Origin of the sequence: Fulvimonas soli (genome assembly GCF_003148905.1) — a bacterium.
In the GTDB taxonomy this organism is placed as follows: Bacteria; Pseudomonadota; Gammaproteobacteria; order Xanthomonadales; family Rhodanobacteraceae; genus Fulvimonas; species Fulvimonas soli.
In genome coordinates this window covers 24757-40186 of the sequence record NZ_QGHC01000006.1, presented here as the reverse complement: position 1 = coordinate 40186, position 15430 = coordinate 24757, and the positions used below count along the sequence as shown (strand labels likewise).

The window sequence follows — 15430 nt, the reverse complement described above, 5'->3', positions numbered from 1 at the left end:
GCGCCGCCGTCAGCGTCGTCTTGCCGTGGTCCACGTGACCGATCGTGCCCACGTTCACGTGCGGCTTGGTGCGTTCGAACTTTCCCTTTGCCATGAGCGTCAAACCCCGATGGAGTCAATGAATTAGGAAGGAAACCCGGCCGGCCGGACCCGACCGGTAACCGCGGCAGCCGCGCGAGGTGGTGCTCATGACTGGAATCGAACCAGCGACCTCTTCCTTACCAAGGAAGTGCTCTACCGACTGAGCTACATGAGCGTGTACTTCAGCCATCCTCCGTGACGGCGAAGATCAGACCAGCCTCCATGCCGGACTTCTCAAAAAAGCCGAGGCACCCGGCCGGCGCCGATGGAACCCCGACCCGGCGCCGTTCGCTTGCCCGACGAAAGCAGCAATGGAGCGGGAGACGGGAATCGAACCCGCACCATCAGCTTGGAAGGCTGAGGTTCTACCATTGAACTACTCCCGCCCGGCGCGGAACTCGTACTGGTGGAGGGAGGTGGATTCGAACCACCGAAGGCGTAAGCCAGCAGATTTACAGTCTGCCCCCGTTGGCCGCTTGGGTATCCCTCCAACAAAGAACGGCTATTGTGTGGATCGCCCCGGGAACTGTCAACACCCGAGGGCGCGGGAACGGGCCGCGCGGGCCGCGGGAATCCGCCGTTCAGGCCTGCTCCGGCAACTGCTCCGGCGCGTGCGCCTCGACCAGCTGTTCCATGCCCTTGGACAGCTCCAGCAGGCGCTTGGCCTGCGCCTGCAGGCGGCGCTCGGCCTCGGTGCGCGGCTCCCAGTGCGGCACCGGGGTCGGCTTGCCGTCCGGCGCGTCCAGCGCCACGAACACCATCGCACAGCTGGTGGCCAGGCGCCGCTCGCCGCTGCGCAGGTCGCTGGCCGTGACATCCACCGCCAGGTGCATGCTGGAGGTGCCGGTGTGGATCAGCCGCGCGTGCACGGCGACCAGGTCGCCGATCAGGATCGGCTTGACGAACTGGATGCCGCTGACCGACACGGTGACGCAGTACGCGCCGCTCCAGCCCACCGCGCAGGCGTAGCCGGCCTGGTCGATCCACTTCATCACCATGCCGCCGTGCACCTTGCCGCCGAAGTTGACGTCGGTGGGCTGGGCGAGGAAGCGGAAGGTGACCTCGTGCTGCTGGCCTGGCATGGACGGGCTCCGGACGGCTGGCGGGCGGCCATTATGCCTGCCGCCGGCCGTCCTGCCGCCCGCGGGCGCCGCGCTCCGTCACGGCGACGCCGGCGAATGGGGCACGCCCGGCCCAGGGAGACGGTGCCGGCAGCGCGAGCCCATCGCCGCCGAGATGGTCACGTGCGGCACGCCGTCGGCGCCGATCCAGCCGCGGTACATGCCCCGGGTGCCGAACGGCATCGCCACCTCGCCGTCGGCGCCCGGCACGATGGCGCCGCCATCGCCGCCCAGGCCCGGGATCTCGTCCTGGATCACCGCGCGGCCGGCCTCCGCGGCGGACTGGCCGAGCATCGCCATGCGCAGGCAGACGTTCGGCGGCAGCGCGCCCTGAGCGCCTGTTCAAGACCTTCCGGGGAAGAGCGCCGGGAAGGCGGCCGGCGGGATGAGCGGCCTCGCGTCAGGCCGCTCCCACAGGGAGCCTCGCCAGCCTGGTGGGAGCGGCCTCCGGCCGCGATGCCCGGGCCCTCGTCCCGCTCCCGCCAGGCCGCACCGTCGCGGAGCGGCATCCACTCTCGCTCTTCCCTGCCCCGCGCGCGGACGGTTCCCGGCGGGATACGGGAAGAGCGTGAATTGACCCTCAGGCCCTCACTCCTCGACGCCGATCTGGATCTCGATGCGGTTGTCCGGCGACTGCGGCCCCTGCCACACGTGGTAGACCTCGCGGCTCTCGCCAAGGGTCCGCAGCCCGGCCGCGGCGATGGCGGCCAGCAGCGGCTGGTAACCGCGGGCGAACAGTTCGGCGAGCGGGCCTTCATGCACTAGGCAGGCGCATCGCAGGCGCGGCAGCCGCTGCGCCCCGTCGCCGGCCACCGGCAGGCAGAAGGCCATCCCGAATTCGCTGTGCGCATCCTGGGGCATGTGCCGCGCCCGGAAGATCGGCGGCCCGTCGATCCCGAGGCCGCGCGCCTTGGCCTCGGCATGCAGCTCGGCATAGGCGGGCGCCGCGCGCGCCCCGACCTGCGCGACCGTCAGGCGCTCGTGCCGTTGCAGCACGGCGATCGGCTCGATGATCCGGATGTGCATGTCGTCCCTCCTTGGCGATGGCGGCGGAGAGGCCCTGGTCCTGGTTTCCCCGACGCAGTTTCATGAAACGCGACGAAAGCGGCGGCCCAGGCTCAGACGTTGAACAGGAAGTGCAGCACGTCGCCGTCCTTGACGACGTAGTCCTTGCCTTCCTTGCGCAGCCGGCCCGCCGCGGCGGCGCCGGCCTCGCCCTTGTACTGGATGAAGTCCTCGTAGGAGACCGTCTCGGCGCGGATGAAGCCGCGCTCGAAGTCGCTGTGGATCACGCCCGCCGCCTGCGGCGCGGTGGAGCCGCGCTTGACCGTCCAGGCGCGCACCTCCTTCACGCCGGCGGTGAAGTAGGTCTGCAGGTCGAGCAGCTTGTACGCCGCGCGGATCACGCGGTTGAGGCCGGGCTCCTCGAGGCCGAGGTCCTTGAGGAACTCGTCGCGGTCGGCCTCGTCCAGCTGCGACAGCTCCTCCTCGATCGCCGCGCACACCGGCACCACCTCGGCGCCCTCGGCGGCGGCGCGCGCCCTCACTGCGTCCAGGTGCGGGTTGTTCTCGAAGCCGTCCTCCTTGACGTTGGCGATGTACATCAAGGGCTTCAGGGTGAGCAGGAACAGGTCGCGCACCAGCGCGCGCTCCTCCGCGTCCAGGCCCGCGCTGCGCGCCGAGCGGCCCTCGTTGAGCACGGCGGCGAGCTTCTGCAGCACCGGCTTCTTCGCCAGCGCCTCCTTGTCGTTGGCCTTGGCGGCGCGCTCGGCGCGGTTGAGCGCCTTCTCCACCGACTCGAGATCCGCCAGCGCGAGCTCGGTGTCGATGGTCTCGATGTCGGCGACCGGGTCGACCTTGCCGGCCACGTGCACGATGTCGCCGTGCTCGAAGCAGCGCACCACGTGGGCGATCGCGTCCACCTCGCGGATGTGCGCCAGGAACTTGTTGCCCAGGCCCTCGCCCTTCGACGCGCCCGCCACCAGGCCGGCGATGTCGACGAACTCCACCGCGGTGGGCACCACCTTCTGCGGCTTGACGATCTCGGCCAGCGCGTCCAGCCGCGGGTCGGGCACCGGCACCACGCCCACGTTGGGCTCGATGGTGCAGAACGGGAAGTTGGCCGCGGCGATGCCGGCGCGGGTCAAGGCGTTGAACAGGGTGGACTTGCCGACGTTGGGCAGGCCGACGATGCCGCATTTGATGCCCATGGTGGAACTCCGGGGAACGGGGAATGGAATGGGGAACGGGGAACGTGTGGATCAGGTCAGGTGGAACGATGCGGCTCTTGCCGGGCGCATCACGTTCCCCGTTCCCCGTTCCCCGTTCCCGCCGTATGCAGCCACTGCATCGCCTTGTCGAACTGCCCGTCCACCGCCAGCGGCAGCACGTCCAGGGCGCGGGCGATGCCGCCGAGGATGGCGTCCTCGTCCTGCGCCGAGGGCCGGCCGAGCACCCACGGCGTCACCTTGTCCTTGTGGCCGGGATGGCCGATGCCGATGCGCAGCCGGTGGTAGCGGCCGTGGCCGAGGTGCGCGGCGATGTCGCGCAGGCCGTTCTGGCCGCCGTGGCCGCCGTCGAACTTCAGCCGCACCGTGCCGGGGGGCAGGTCCAGGTCGTCGTGGGCGACCAGGCATTCCTCCGGCGCGATCTTGTAGTAGCGCAGCGCCGAGGCCACCGCGAGGCCGCTCTTGTTCATGAAGGTGGCCGGCTTGAGCAGCCACACCGGCGAGCCGCCCACGCGCGCCTTGCAGGCCTCGCCGTGCAGCTTGCCGTCGAAGCCCCAGCGCTCGCCCTGCGCCGACGCCAGGGCGTCCACAAACCAGAACCCGGCGTTGTGCCGGGTTCGGAGGTACTCGGCGCCGGGATTGCCCAGGCCGACGATGAGCTTGAGTCCTGCCATGCAGCGGCGGGCCGGCGTCCCGCGCCCGGGCGGGCGCGGGACGCGAGCGGCTTACTTCTTCTCGGCCGGCTTGGCTTCGCCCTCGGCGGGGGCGCCCTCGGCGGCGGCCGGGGTCTCCTCGACCTCTTCCTTCACCGCGTTGGCGGTCACCACGGCGATGTCGTGGTCGGCGCCCAGGTGCAGCGCCGGGATCTCCACGCCCTTGGGCAGCTTGACCTGCGACAGGTGGATGATGTCGCCGGGCTTGAGGTCGGCCAGGTCCAGCTCGATGAACTCGGGCAGGTCCTTCGGCAAGCAGGAGACTTCCACCTCGGTCAGGTTGTGCGAGATCACCACGCCGGAGGTCTTGCCGGCCGGCGAGCTCTCCTGGTTGAGGAAGTGCAGCGGCACGTTGACGCGGATGGCGTGGTTCTCGTCGATGCGCAGGAAGTCCATGTGCAGCATCTGCTGCTTGTACGGATGCTTCTGCCAGTCGCGCACCAGCACCTTCTGCACCTTGCCGTCGACGTTGAGGTCGAGCACGGAGGAGAAGAACCACTCGTGCTTGGCGGCGAGCAGCACGGTGTTGTGCTCGATCTGGATGTTCTGCGGCGGCTGGCCGGCGCCGTAGACGACGGCGGGCACGTAGGCCGCGCGACGCAGGCGGCGGCTCGCACCTTTCCCCGCGTCCTTGCGGACTTCGGCCTTGATTTCATGGGTCTGGGACATTGGGGTACTACCTTGGTTTGATGACTCCGCCTTGCGGCGGAGGGGCGACTCTCCCGCGACCAGGAGAGCCGGTGGTTGGGAACGGGGAGCGGGGCACGGGAACCAAAGCAGGCTTGCGCCAGGCTTCGCGTTCCCCGTTCCCCGCTCCCCGCGCCCCGATCTCAATCCACGTACAGCGAGCTCACCGACTCGCCGAAGGCGATGCGGCGGATCGTCTCGGCCAGCAGCTCGGCCACCGACAGCTGGCGGATCTTCGCGCACGCCTGCGCCTCGGGGCGCAGCGGCAGCGTGTTGGTGACCACCAGCTGGTCCAGCTGCGAGTTCTCGATGTTGCCGATCGCCGCGCCCGACAGCACCGGGTGCACGCAGTAGGCCACCACCTTGCGCGCACCGCGCTCCTTCAGCGCCGCGGCCGCCGCGCACAGCGTGCCGGCGGTGTCGACGATGTCGTCCACCAGCACGCAGGTCTTGCCGTCCACCTCGCCGATGATGTTCATCACCGTGGCGACGTTGGCGCGCGGGCGGCGCTTGTCGATGATCGCCAGGTCGGCGTCGTCCAGCCGCTTGGCGATGGCGCGCGCGCGCACCACGCCGCCCACGTCCGGGCTCACCACGATCAGGTCGTCCATCGAGTGGTTGCGCCAGATGTCCGCCAGCAGCAGCGGCGAGGCGTAGACGTTGTCCACCGGGATGTCGAAGAAGCCCTGGATCTGGTCCGCGTGCAGGTCCACCGTGAGCACGCGGTCCACGCCGACGGTGCCGATCAGCTTGGCCACCATCTTCGCCGTGATCGGCACGCGCGCCGAGCGCGGACGGCGGTCCTGGCGGGCGTAGCCGAAGTACGGGATCACCGCGGTGACGCTGGCCGCCGAGGCGCGCTTGAGCGCGTCCACCAGGGTCAGCAGCTCCACCAGGTTCTCCGCGCTCGGCGCGCCGGTGGGCTGGATCAAAAACACTTCCTGGCGGCGCACGTTCTCCTCGATCTCGACCTGCGCCTCGCCGTCGCTGAACCTGCCGACCAGCGCCTTGCCCAGCGGCACGCCCAGCCGGTGGGCGACCTCCTCGGCCAGCGCGCGGTGGGCATTGCCGGTGAAGAGCATCGGGGTGGACGTGTCCACGGTGTGTTCCTCTAGACCCAGAGTGCGGTTGGATGGTGGCTGGGGCGGCAGGATTCGAACCTGCGCATGCGGGAATCAAAATCCCGTGCCTTAACCAGCTTGGCGACGCCCCACCGTTTCAATGCGCGAGCCGCGACGTGCCGCGCGGCTCCCGCCCGCCCGCGCAGCGCTCCGGAAACTAGCGCTGCGCCGGCGTCGATGCGTTCCCGGCCGCCCCGCGGTGCCGGGCCAGGGCCCGCCGCAGGGGCGACGTGTCCACGCCCGGCGCGACATGCGCGGCGAAGGCCGCCGGACACTGCCGCGCCACCCGCCGCGCCTGACCGCGCGAGGCCGTTTCGAGGAACACGCAGCCGCCGCTGCCGGACAACCGCGCCCGGCCGAATCCCCCCAGCCAGTCCAGCGCGGCCGCCACCTCGGGGTAGCGCGCCCGCACGACCGGCTCGAAGGCATTTTCGGCCGCCTCGCCCGAAACAAAGGACGGAATTGTCGCCGGCGCGGCATTTCGTGTCAATTCAGGCGCTTGAAACAGGCCCGCAGTGGGCACGTGCGCGCGCGGGTCGAGCACCACGTACCAGCGCCGCGGCAGCGCCAGCGGCGTCAGCCGCTCCCCCACGCCCTCGGCCCAGGCCGAGCGGCCGCGCACGAACACCGGCACGTCGGCGCCCAGGCGCCGGCCCAGCCCGGCCAGCGCGTCCTCGTCCAGCCCGCAGCCCCACAGGTGGTTGAGCGCCACCAGCGCCGTGGCCGCGTCCGAGCTGCCGCCGCCCAGGCCGCCGCCCATCGGGATGCGCTTGTCGATGCCGATGTCCGCGCCGGCCCCGACGCCGGCGTGCTCGCGCAGCAGCCGCGCGGCGCGCACCGCCAGGTCGTCGTCGGCCGGCACGCCGGGCGCCCCGCCCACGCGGCGGATCTCGCCGTCGCCGCGCACGCGCAGGCGCAGCTCGTCGCCCCAGTCGAGCAGGCGGAACACCGTCTGCAGCTCGTGGTAGCCGTCCGGCCGGCGGCCGGTGATGCGCAGGAACAGGTTGAGCTTGGCCGGCGCCGGCCAGGCGGTCCAGTCGCCCGGCGCGGCCGGTTCCAGCGGGCGCGACATGAACACGCGCAGCCGGTCGGGGAAGCCGTGGGCGCGGTCGTGCGCCAGCAGCGCGGCGTAGGCCGGCGCGTGCTTGTCCATCGGCCGGAAGCCGTGCCTGGCGTAGAACGGCGCGTTCCAGGGCACGTCGGCCAGGGTGCCGAGGTCGACCCGGCGGTAGCCGGCCGCGCGCGCCCAGGCACAGGCGTGCTCCAGCAGCGCGGCGCCGATGCCGCGGCGGCCGTGGCGCGGCAGCACGTCGATCTCGGCGACGGCGACGGCGTCCCCGCCGGCCTCGTCGTCCAGCCAGACGAAGCCCACCGGCGCGCCCGCCTCGCCCAGCGCCACCCACACCAGGCCGCGCGCGATGGCGGCCTCGAGCTGGTCGGGCGGCAGGCTGGCCGCCTCGTAGGCCGGCCAGGCCGGATGGCCGCGGAACAGCTGCACCGCCGCGCGCTCGATCGCGCACAGGGCGTCCACCTGCGCCGGCACGGCGCGCTCGATATGGAACGGCGGGCTCATCCGGCAATCATCGCGGCGCGCCGGCGTCGAGCCGGAACGACTGGATCGACAGCTTCACCTTGTACGGCGGCCGCGAGGCGAACACCGTGCTCGGCAGCGGCGGCTGGCGCGCCTCGTCCCAGGCGCGGTATTCCACCGCCCAGCCGTCCTGCTCCAGCAGCGAGGGCAGGCGGTTGGCGCCGAAGCTGAGCTCGGCGGGGCCGGCGTCCGCGCGCAGGCCGAGCACCCAGGCGCGCAGCTCGCGCAGCGGCACGTCCCAGCCCAGCGCGCGGCGCATCAGCGACTCGGCGTCGGGCCCGCGCAGCGGACCGCCCTCCACGCCCTCCAGCAGCGCGCCGCCGGGGCCGCCGGTGAGGCGGAAGCTCTTGCCGGTGACCGGCGCGCGCAGCTCGAAGGCGTAGCGCTCGCCGTCCTGGGTCCAGCTCAGGCTGCCGCTGCCGCCGTCCTGGCCGTTGGAGACGGCCAGCCGGCCTTCCAGCGCCCAGTGGTCGACGCCGCCCAGCGCCTGCTCGCGGACGCGCTGGGCGTCGAGCAGGGCGGCGTCGCCCTTCATGCGCACCGCGGGCGCGGCGCAGCCGGCCAGCAGCAGCGCCGCCGCGGCACAACAGAGGATTCGCTTCATGGCTTCAGGCGCTTGAGGGTGGCTTGCAGGTTGCCGTTGTGCGGGTCGAGGCGGCGCACCTGGTCGAAGATCCTCTCGGCGTCCTCGCGCCGGCCGAGCTTCCACAGCACCTCGCCCAGGTGCACGCCGACGTCGGCGTCCTTGCGCGCCGCCCAGGCGCCGCGCAGCACCTGCGCGGCCTGGTCCAGGTGGCCCAGCCGGTACTGCAGCCAGCCCCACGAGTCGGCGATCGCCGGGTCGTCCGGCTTGGCCGCGCGGGCGACCTCGATCAGCCGCTCGGCCTCCGGCAGGTCGCGGTTGGCGTCGGCCAGGGTGTAGCCGAGCGCGTTGCTGGCGTCGGCGTCGTTGGGACGGATCTGCAGCAGGCGGCGGAAGTCGGCCACCGCCGGGTCGATCCTGCCGGCCTCGGCGTAGGCCAGGCCGCGGCCGTAGAGCAGGCCCGGGTCGTCCGGCATCACCTGCAGCGCGCGGCCGTAGGCGTCCGCGGCCTGCGCGTAGCGCTGCTCCTGCATGTACAGCTCGGCGTCCGCCTCGTAGGCGCGGCGCAGCTGCGCCGGCTGGTCGAGGTAGCCGGTCTGCAGCTGCTCCAGCAGCGCGTGGGCGTCGGCGCGCTTGCCCTGCTGGAACAGCAGCACCGCGCTGCGCAGGTCGGCGTCGAAGGCGTGCTCGTCGTCGTCGCCGACCTGGTCGTACCAGCCCAGCGCCTCGCCGCGCCGGCCGAGCATCTCGGCCAGCTGGCCGAGCAGGTAGGCGCTGCCGCTGCGCACCTCGTCCGGCGCCTGCTGCAATTGCTGGTAGAGCCGGGCGATGGCCGCCTTGTCGTTGGCCTTGGCCGCCAGCGCGGCGCGCAGCGCGTAGGTGTCGGCGTCCTGCGGGCCGCGGTCGAGCAGGCGCGCGGCCGCCGCGTAGTCGCCGCCCTGGCTGAGCAGGCCGGCGTAGGCCAGCCGCAGCTGCGCGTTGTCCGGGTTCCTGGCCAGCGCCTGCTGCAGCAGCGCCTTGGCGCCGGCGTGGTCGCCGGCCTTGTACTTGAGCTGCGCGGCCCAGGCGTAGGTCTCCGGGCCGTGGAAGCGGCGCACCGCGGCGTCGGCGATCCGCAGCGCGTAGGCCGGGCGGCCGAGCTTGTCGCCCATCTCGCTCATCGCCAGCCAGGCCTGCGGGTCGGCCGGCAGGCGCTCGGGCGTGGCCAGCGCCTCCAGCAGCTGCGCCGCCTGCGCCTGGTCGCGCGCGCCGAGCAGCACGCGACCGAACTGCCGCCAGGCGTCCTTGTCGCCGGTGCCGACCAGCAGTTCGAGCTGCCGCCGGGCGCCGGCGGTGTCGCCCTGGTCGAGCGCCAGCTGCGCGCGCACCTGCGCCAGCTGCGCCGGGGTGGCGCCGAGCGCCTGCCAGCGCGCGATCGCGCGCTGCGCGGCGACGGCGTCGTGCACGGCGATGGCGAGGCCGGCGGCGCGCTCGGCCACCCGCGGGTCGTCGGAGAGCGCCATCGCGCGGCCGTAGTGCGCCGCGGCGGTCTTCAGGTCGGTATGGGTGAGCGCCATCTCGCCCGCCATCAGCTGGGCGACCAGGTCGTGCTCGGCGTCCGGGGTGGCCACGGTCAGCCGGTCCAGCGGCTGCGCGGCGACGGCGGCCCTGGCGGCCGCCGCCGGCCGCTGGCCCGGCGCCGAGGCGCAGGCCGCCAGCCCCAGCGCGAGCGCGCCGCAGGCTGCAAATTGCCGCAGTTGCTTGAACTTGGGATGCCCGCTCAGCACACTATTCTCCGTTGCCCGCCTTGTGTCGCGGCCCCATTTTCCGCCGGCGCCATGCCGCAAGCCTAGCCTACGCCGCCGGATGCCCGCCGTCTCGCCAACGACAACGCCATGCCGCTGATCGCCCTCGGGCTCAATCACCTCACCGCGCCGGTCGGCCTGCGCGAGCAGGTGGCGTTCGACGCGGACGCCGCCGGCGCCGCGCTGCGCGCGCTGCGCGGCGAGCCGGGCGTGGAGGAGGCGCTGATCCTGTCCACCTGCAACCGCACCGAGCTGTACGTCGGCGTGGCGGCGGGCGCCGAGGACGTGCCGCTGGACTGGCTCGGCCGCCACCACCGTCTGACTCCGGGCAAGCTCGACGAGTTCCTCTACCGCCACGACGAGGACGCCGCGGTGCGGCACATGTTCCGCGTCGCCACCGGGCTGGACTCGATGGTGCTGGGCGAGCCGCAGATCCTCGGCCAGGTGAAGGACGCCTACCAGATCGCGCGCGAGGCGCAGGCGCTGGGCGCGCCGCTGGACCGCCTGCTGCAGCACACCTTCGCGGTGGCCAAGCGGGTGCGCACCGACACCCGCATCGGCGCGCACACCGTCTCGGTGGCGTTCACCGCGGTGCGGCTGGCCGAGCAGGTGTTCACCGACCTCAAGCAGGCCTGCGTGCTGCTGGTCGGCGCCGGCGACACCATCGAGCTGGCCGCGCGGCACCTGGCCGACAAGCAGGTGCGTCGGCTGATCGTGGCCAACCGCACGCTGGAGAACGCGCAGGAGCTGGCCGGCCGCCACGGTGGCTACGCGATCGCCCTGCACGACCTGCCGCAGCACCTGGCCGAGGCCGACATCGTGATCTCCTCCACCGCCTCGCGCACCCCGGTGGTGACCCGCGCGATGGTGGAGAAGGCGATCGCCACGCGGCGGCGCCGGCCGATGTTCATGGTCGACATCGCCGTGCCGCGCGACATCGAGCCCGGGGTGGGCACGCTGGACGACGTGTTCCTGTACGGCATCGACGACCTCAGACAGGTGATCGACGACAACCGCCGCTCGCGCGAGGCGGCCGCGCGCGAGGCCGAGGCGATCATCGACCTGCAGGTGGAGCGCTACATGGCCTGGCGCCGCGCGCTCACCCTGCGCAACCCGGTGGTGGACCTGCGCCAGCACGCCGAGCAGTACCGCGACGAGGTGCTGGCCAAGGCGCAGGCGATGCTGGCGCGCGGCAAGTCGCCGGACGAGGCGCTGGCCTTCCTCGCCAACACGCTGACCAACAAGCTGCTGCACCACCCCAGCGCGCGCCTGCGCGAGGCGGCGCTGGCCGGCGACCTGGAGCTGCTGCACGCGGCCGGGCGCCTGTACGGCAGGCCGGAAGGACCGGAAGTGCGCGAGGAGTAGCGAGGATCGAGCCAAAGCCCGGGGTCCCGCCTCCGCCCACCCGCTCCTCTCCACTCCCCACTCGCGCCTCGCCCTCATGACCCCCTCGATCCGCCGCAAGCTCGAAGCCCTGTCCGAACGCCACGAGGAGCTCGGCCGCCTGCTCGCCGAGCCCGAGGTGCTGGCCGACGGCCAGCGCTTCCGCGAGCTGTCGCGCGAGTACGCGCAGCTGGAGCCGGTGGCCGCCACGCTGCGCGAGCACGAGCGCGCCGCGCGCGAGCTGGCCGAGACGCGGGCGATGCTGGCCGACCCGGAGCTGCGCGAGATGGCGGCCGACGACGTGGCCCGGCTGGAGGCGCGGCTGGCCGAGCTGGACGGCGAGCTGCAGCTCCTGCTGCTGCCGAAGGACCCGCGCGACGAGGCCAACCTGTTCCTGGAGGTGCGCGCCGGCACCGGCGGCGACGAGGCGGCGATCTTCGCCGGCGACCTGTTCCGCATGTACGCGCGCTACGCCGAGCGCAGGCGCTGGCACGTGGAAGTGCTCTCCGAGAGCCCCGGCGAGCACGGCGGCTACAAGGAGATCGTCGCCCGCGTGGAGGGCAAGGGGGCCTACTCGCGCCTGAAGTTCGAGTCGGGCACGCACCGCGTGCAGCGCGTGCCGGAGACCGAGTCGCAGGGGCGCATCCACACCTCCGCCGCCACCGTGGCGATCCTGCCGGAGATGGACGAGATCGAGGACGTCGAGCTCAACCCGGCCGACCTCAGGATCGACACCTTCCGCGCCTCCGGCGCCGGCGGCCAGCACGTCAACAAGACCGACTCGGCGATCCGCATCACCCACCTGCCCTCCGGCATCGTGGTGGAGTGCCAGGACGAGCGCAGCCAGCACAAGAACCGCGCCCGCGCGATGAGCCTGCTGAAGGCGCGCCTGCTCGACGAGGCGCAGGGCAAGCAGGCCGCCGCGCAGGCGCAGGAGCGCCGCCTGCAGGTCGGCTCGGGCGACCGCAGCCAGCGCATCCGCACCTACAACTTCCCGCAGGGCCGGGTCACCGACCACCGCGTCAACCTCACCCTGTACCGCCTGCCCGAGATCATGCAGGGCGACCTGGACGAGCTGGTCGACACGCTCACCCGCGAGCACCAGGCCGACGAGCTGAAGTCGCTGGCCGGCCACGGCTGACAACGCCGCCGTCCCTGCGCTAGCGTGCCGCGATGAACCCGCCCCGCGACCCGCGCATCGACGCGCTCCTGCCGCAGGTCGCCGCACTGCTGCAGCGCGGCGCCTGGGCGGACGCCGCCGCCGCGGCGGAGCGCGCGCTGGCGCGGTACCCCGCGCACGCCGAGCTGCAGCGCCTGCACGGCCTGGCGCTGTGGCAGCTGGGCCGGCTGGCGGAAGCGCGCCTCGCGCTGCGCCACGCCGAGGCGCTGGCGCCGGGCAGCCTGGAGGTGCAGTGCAACCTCGCCGGCGTGGAGACCGACGGCGGCGACGCCGAGGCGGCGATCGCGCGCCTGCGCGCCGCGCTGCGCCGCGCGCCCGGCCACGCCGCCGTGCTGCTCGGCCTGGGCAACGCGCTGATGGCCGCCGCGCGCTTCGCGGAGGCGCGCGAGTCCTTCGCCACGGCCACCCACGGCGCGCCGACGCACCCGGGCCTGCGCCTCAACCTCGCCGCCGCCGAGCTGGAGCTCGGCCACCACGAGCAGGCGCTGCAGCACATCGGCGAGGCGCTGCAGCTGGAGCCCCGGCTGGCCGAGGCGCACGCGCTGCGCGGCCACGTGCTGCAGGCGATGGGACGCCACGCCGAGGCGGCGGAAAGCCACCTGCGCGCCGAGCGCGCGGCGCCGCGCGATCCCCGCCACGCCTTCCAGGCCGGGGTGGCGCTCGACGAGTGCGGCGAGCTCGAGCGCGCGGCCGAGGCCCATGCCCGCGCGCTGGAGCTCGCGCCGGACTTCCATGCCGCGCTGGCCCAGCTGGTGTTCGCCAAGCGCCGCCTGTACGACTGGCGCGGCCTCGACGCGCTCGGCGCGCGGCTGCGCGAGGCGGTGGCCGCGGACCAGGCCATCGTGCCGCCCTTCCCCTTCCTGGCCGAGGAAACCGACGCCGCGCTGCAGCTGCGCTGCGCGCGCGCGTTCGCCGCCGACGTCGACCGCCAGGCCGCGCCGCTGCGCCGCCGGCTGGCCTTCGCCGCCGCCGCGCCGGCCGCCACCGCGCCGATCCGCGTGGGCTTCGTCTCCAACGGCTTCAACGAGCATCCGATCGGCCGCCTGCTGGCGCCGCTGCTGGAAGCGCTGCGCGACGACGGCGCGCTGGAGCCGCACCTGTTCGCCACCGCCGCGGACGACGGCGGCGCGCTGCGTCGCCGGCTCGCCGCCGCGGCCGCGCTGCACGACGCGGCCGGGCTCGACGCGGCGGCGCAGGCGCGGCAGGTGCACGCGGCCGGCATCGAGGTGCTGTTCGACCTGCGCGGCTACGGCGCCGGCGCCAACGTGGGCCTGTTCGAGCTGCACCCGGCGCCGGTGCAGGTGAACTGGTTCGCCTACCCCGCCAGCTCCGGCGCGCCGTGGACCGACTACCTGCTGGCCGACGCGATGGTGCTGCCGCCGGTGCTGCGCGCGCACTTCAGCGAAAAGGTGCTGCGCCTGCCGCGCTGCTTCATGCCGGTGGCGGCGCTCGACGGCGTGGCCGCGCCGCCGCCGCGCGAAGCCTGCGGGCTGCCCGCGCACGGCGTGGTGTTCGCCAGCTTCGGCAACAGCTACAAGCTCACGCCGGACGGCTTCGCGCGCTTCATGCTGGTGCTGCAGGAGGTGCCCGACGGCGTGCTGTGGCTGCAGACGGCCGGCGCGGCGGCCGACGCGCGGCTGCGCGAGGCCGCCGCCGCGCTGGGCGTCGACCCGCGGCGGCTGGTGTTCCAGCCGCGCCTGCCGCAGCCGGACTACCTGGCGCGCTACGCGCACGTGGACCTGTTCCTCGACACCCTGCCCTACAACGCGCACGCGCACGCCGCCGACGCGCTGGCGGCGGGCTGCCCGCTGCTCACCCGCGCCGGCGCCACCTTCACCGGCCGCGTGGCGGCCAGCCTGGTGCAGCACGCGGGACTGCCCGAGCTGGTCTGCGCCGACGAGGCGAGCTGGCTGGCGATGGCGGTGGAGCTGGGCCGCCAGCCCGGCACGCTGCGCGAACTGCGCGCGCTGCTGCGGCGACGCCACGGCGACGCCGGCCTGTTCGACACGCGCGGCTTCGCCGCGGATTTCCGCCGCGCGGTGCAGGCGATCGGCGCGCGCCACCGCATCGGCCGCCCGCCCGCCGACCTGGATTTCTGACCCCGGAGCCACGCCATGGCCAAGCCCAAGCCGCTGGAACAGCTGCAACTGGAACTGGTCCGCCTGCAGTACTGGCTGAAATGCACCGGCCAGCGCCTGCTGGTGATCTTCGAGGGCCGCGATGCGGCCGGCAAGGGCGGCACCATCAAGCGCATCACCGAGCCGCTGGACACGCGCGGCTACCGCATCGTGGCGCTGGACAAGCCCGACAGCCGCGAGGCGACGCAGTGGTACTTCCAGCGCTACGTGCCGCACCTGCCCGCGGCCGGCGAGTTCGTGCTGTTCGACCGCAGCTGGTACAACCGCGCGGTGGTGGAGCCGGCGATGGGCTTCTGCACCGAGGCGCAGTACCGCGCCTTCCTCGACGCCGTGCCCGCCTTCGAGAAGCTGCTGGTGGACGACGGCATCCTCCTGCTCAAGTACTGGCTCGCGGTGGACCAGAAGGAGCAGGAGCAACGCTTCGCCGAGCGCGCCCACGACCCGCTCAAGCGCTGGAAGCTCTCGCCGGTGGACCTGAAGGCGCGCACGAAGTACGCACAGATGGGCAAGCTGCGCGACACGATGATCGAGCGCACGCACACCGCCCACGCGCCATGGTTCGTGGTGGACTTCAACGACCAGAAGCGCGGCCGCCTCAACCTGATCCACCACCTGCTCGCGCAGCTGCCGTACCGCGAGCAGGACATCCCCGCGGTGGAGCTGCCCAGGCTGAAGGACAAGCCCAGGCGCGAGAAGGTCACCGCCAAGGCGCTGCGGGTGCCCGAGGTCTACTGAGGGCGCGACGCGGGGCCGGGCCGGCGCCGGCCCGCCGCGCGGATCAACGCGCAGCGCATCGGTGCGCGTCGCCACGCGATGCGCA

The 15430-nt window shown here is 73.2% G+C and carries 14 protein-coding genes, 4 tRNA genes and 1 pseudogene; 4 read left to right on the top strand and 15 right to left on the bottom strand.

Going from position 1 to position 15430, the window contains the following annotated elements:
• The 15 genes and pseudogenes from C7456_RS17735 to C7456_RS08720 all read right to left on the bottom strand — a co-directional run.
• The coding region (locus C7456_RS17735; RefSeq protein WP_005434227.1) for a GTP-binding protein at positions 1–94 on the bottom strand (94 nt) is incomplete at its 3' end.
• Between the two features lie 86 nt (positions 95–180).
• Positions 181–256, bottom strand: a tRNA-Thr gene (locus C7456_RS08785).
• A 137-nt stretch (positions 257–393) separates the two neighbouring features.
• Positions 394–467 (bottom strand) — tRNA-Gly (locus C7456_RS08780).
• A gap of 18 nt (positions 468–485) precedes the next feature.
• Positions 486–571, bottom strand: a tRNA-Tyr gene (locus C7456_RS08775).
• Between the two features lie 91 nt (positions 572–662).
• The gene (locus tag C7456_RS08770) at positions 663–1163 is read right to left on the bottom strand and encodes an acyl-CoA thioesterase (RefSeq protein ID WP_109723375.1); all 501 of its coding nucleotides are present in this window, start codon (positions 1161–1163) and stop codon (positions 663–665) included.
• A 78-nt stretch (positions 1164–1241) separates the two neighbouring features.
• A pseudogene (locus tag C7456_RS08765) lies at positions 1242–1514 on the bottom strand (isoaspartyl peptidase/L-asparaginase); the annotation flags it as partial.
• Positions 1515–1790: 276 nt separating this feature from the next.
• Positions 1791–2228 carry a GyrI-like domain-containing protein gene (locus tag C7456_RS08760; protein WP_109723373.1) on the bottom strand — a complete coding sequence of 146 codons (438 nt, stop codon included), beginning with the start codon at positions 2226–2228 and terminating at the stop codon, positions 1791–1793.
• 92 nt (positions 2229–2320) lie between these two features.
• Complete coding sequence (ychF, locus tag C7456_RS08755) at positions 2321–3412, bottom strand: redox-regulated ATPase YchF (RefSeq protein ID WP_109723372.1); 1092 nt, start codon at positions 3410–3412, stop codon at positions 2321–2323.
• Between the two features lie 89 nt (positions 3413–3501).
• Positions 3502–4104: an aminoacyl-tRNA hydrolase gene (pth, locus tag C7456_RS08750; protein WP_109723371.1), complete on the bottom strand. Its 603-nt coding sequence runs from the start codon at positions 4102–4104 to the stop codon at positions 3502–3504.
• A gap of 51 nt (positions 4105–4155) precedes the next feature.
• A complete protein-coding gene (locus C7456_RS08745) occupies positions 4156–4812 on the bottom strand; it encodes a 50S ribosomal protein L25/general stress protein Ctc (protein WP_109723370.1) in 657 nt (218 codons plus the stop codon).
• A gap of 161 nt (positions 4813–4973) precedes the next feature.
• On the bottom strand, positions 4974–5912 hold the full coding sequence (locus tag C7456_RS08740; RefSeq protein ID WP_109723605.1) for a ribose-phosphate diphosphokinase: 939 nt from the start codon (positions 5910–5912) through the stop codon (positions 4974–4976).
• Positions 5913–5966: 54 nt separating this feature from the next.
• Positions 5967–6043, bottom strand: a tRNA-Gln gene (locus C7456_RS08735).
• A gap of 65 nt (positions 6044–6108) precedes the next feature.
• A complete protein-coding gene (ispE, locus tag C7456_RS08730; RefSeq protein WP_109723369.1) occupies positions 6109–7524 on the bottom strand; it encodes a 4-(cytidine 5'-diphospho)-2-C-methyl-D-erythritol kinase in 1416 nt (471 codons plus the stop codon).
• Between the two features lie 7 nt (positions 7525–7531).
• On the bottom strand, positions 7532–8146 hold the full coding sequence (gene lolB / locus C7456_RS08725) for a lipoprotein insertase outer membrane protein LolB (RefSeq protein ID WP_109723368.1): 615 nt from the start codon (positions 8144–8146) through the stop codon (positions 7532–7534).
• The gene (locus tag C7456_RS08720; protein ID WP_109723367.1) at positions 8143–9891 is read right to left on the bottom strand and encodes a tetratricopeptide repeat protein; all 1749 of its coding nucleotides are present in this window, start codon (positions 9889–9891) and stop codon (positions 8143–8145) included. Before C7456_RS08720 ends, lolB begins: the two co-directional genes overlap by 4 nt.
• A 108-nt stretch (positions 9892–9999) precedes the next feature.
• On the opposite strand from C7456_RS08720, the gene hemA reads away from it, so the two are divergent.
• The 4 genes from hemA (at position 10000) to ppk2 (ending at position 15345) form a co-directional block, all read left to right on the top strand.
• On the top strand, positions 10000–11274 hold the full coding sequence (gene hemA, locus C7456_RS08715; protein WP_109723366.1) for a glutamyl-tRNA reductase: 1275 nt from the start codon (positions 10000–10002) through the stop codon (positions 11272–11274).
• A 76-nt stretch (positions 11275–11350) separates the two neighbouring features.
• Positions 11351–12433, top strand: coding sequence for a peptide chain release factor 1 (prfA, locus tag C7456_RS08710; RefSeq protein WP_109723365.1), 1083 nt, complete (start codon positions 11351–11353; stop codon positions 12431–12433).
• A gap of 32 nt (positions 12434–12465) precedes the next feature.
• Positions 12466–14571 (top strand): O-linked N-acetylglucosamine transferase, SPINDLY family protein, encoded by a 2106-nt coding sequence (locus C7456_RS08705; protein WP_109723364.1) that lies wholly within the window; start codon positions 12466–12468, stop codon positions 14569–14571.
• Between the two features lie 15 nt (positions 14572–14586).
• Positions 14587–15345: a polyphosphate kinase 2 gene (gene ppk2, locus C7456_RS08700; RefSeq protein ID WP_109723363.1), complete on the top strand. Its 759-nt coding sequence runs from the start codon at positions 14587–14589 to the stop codon at positions 15343–15345.
• Positions 15346–15430 lie beyond the last annotated feature (85 nt).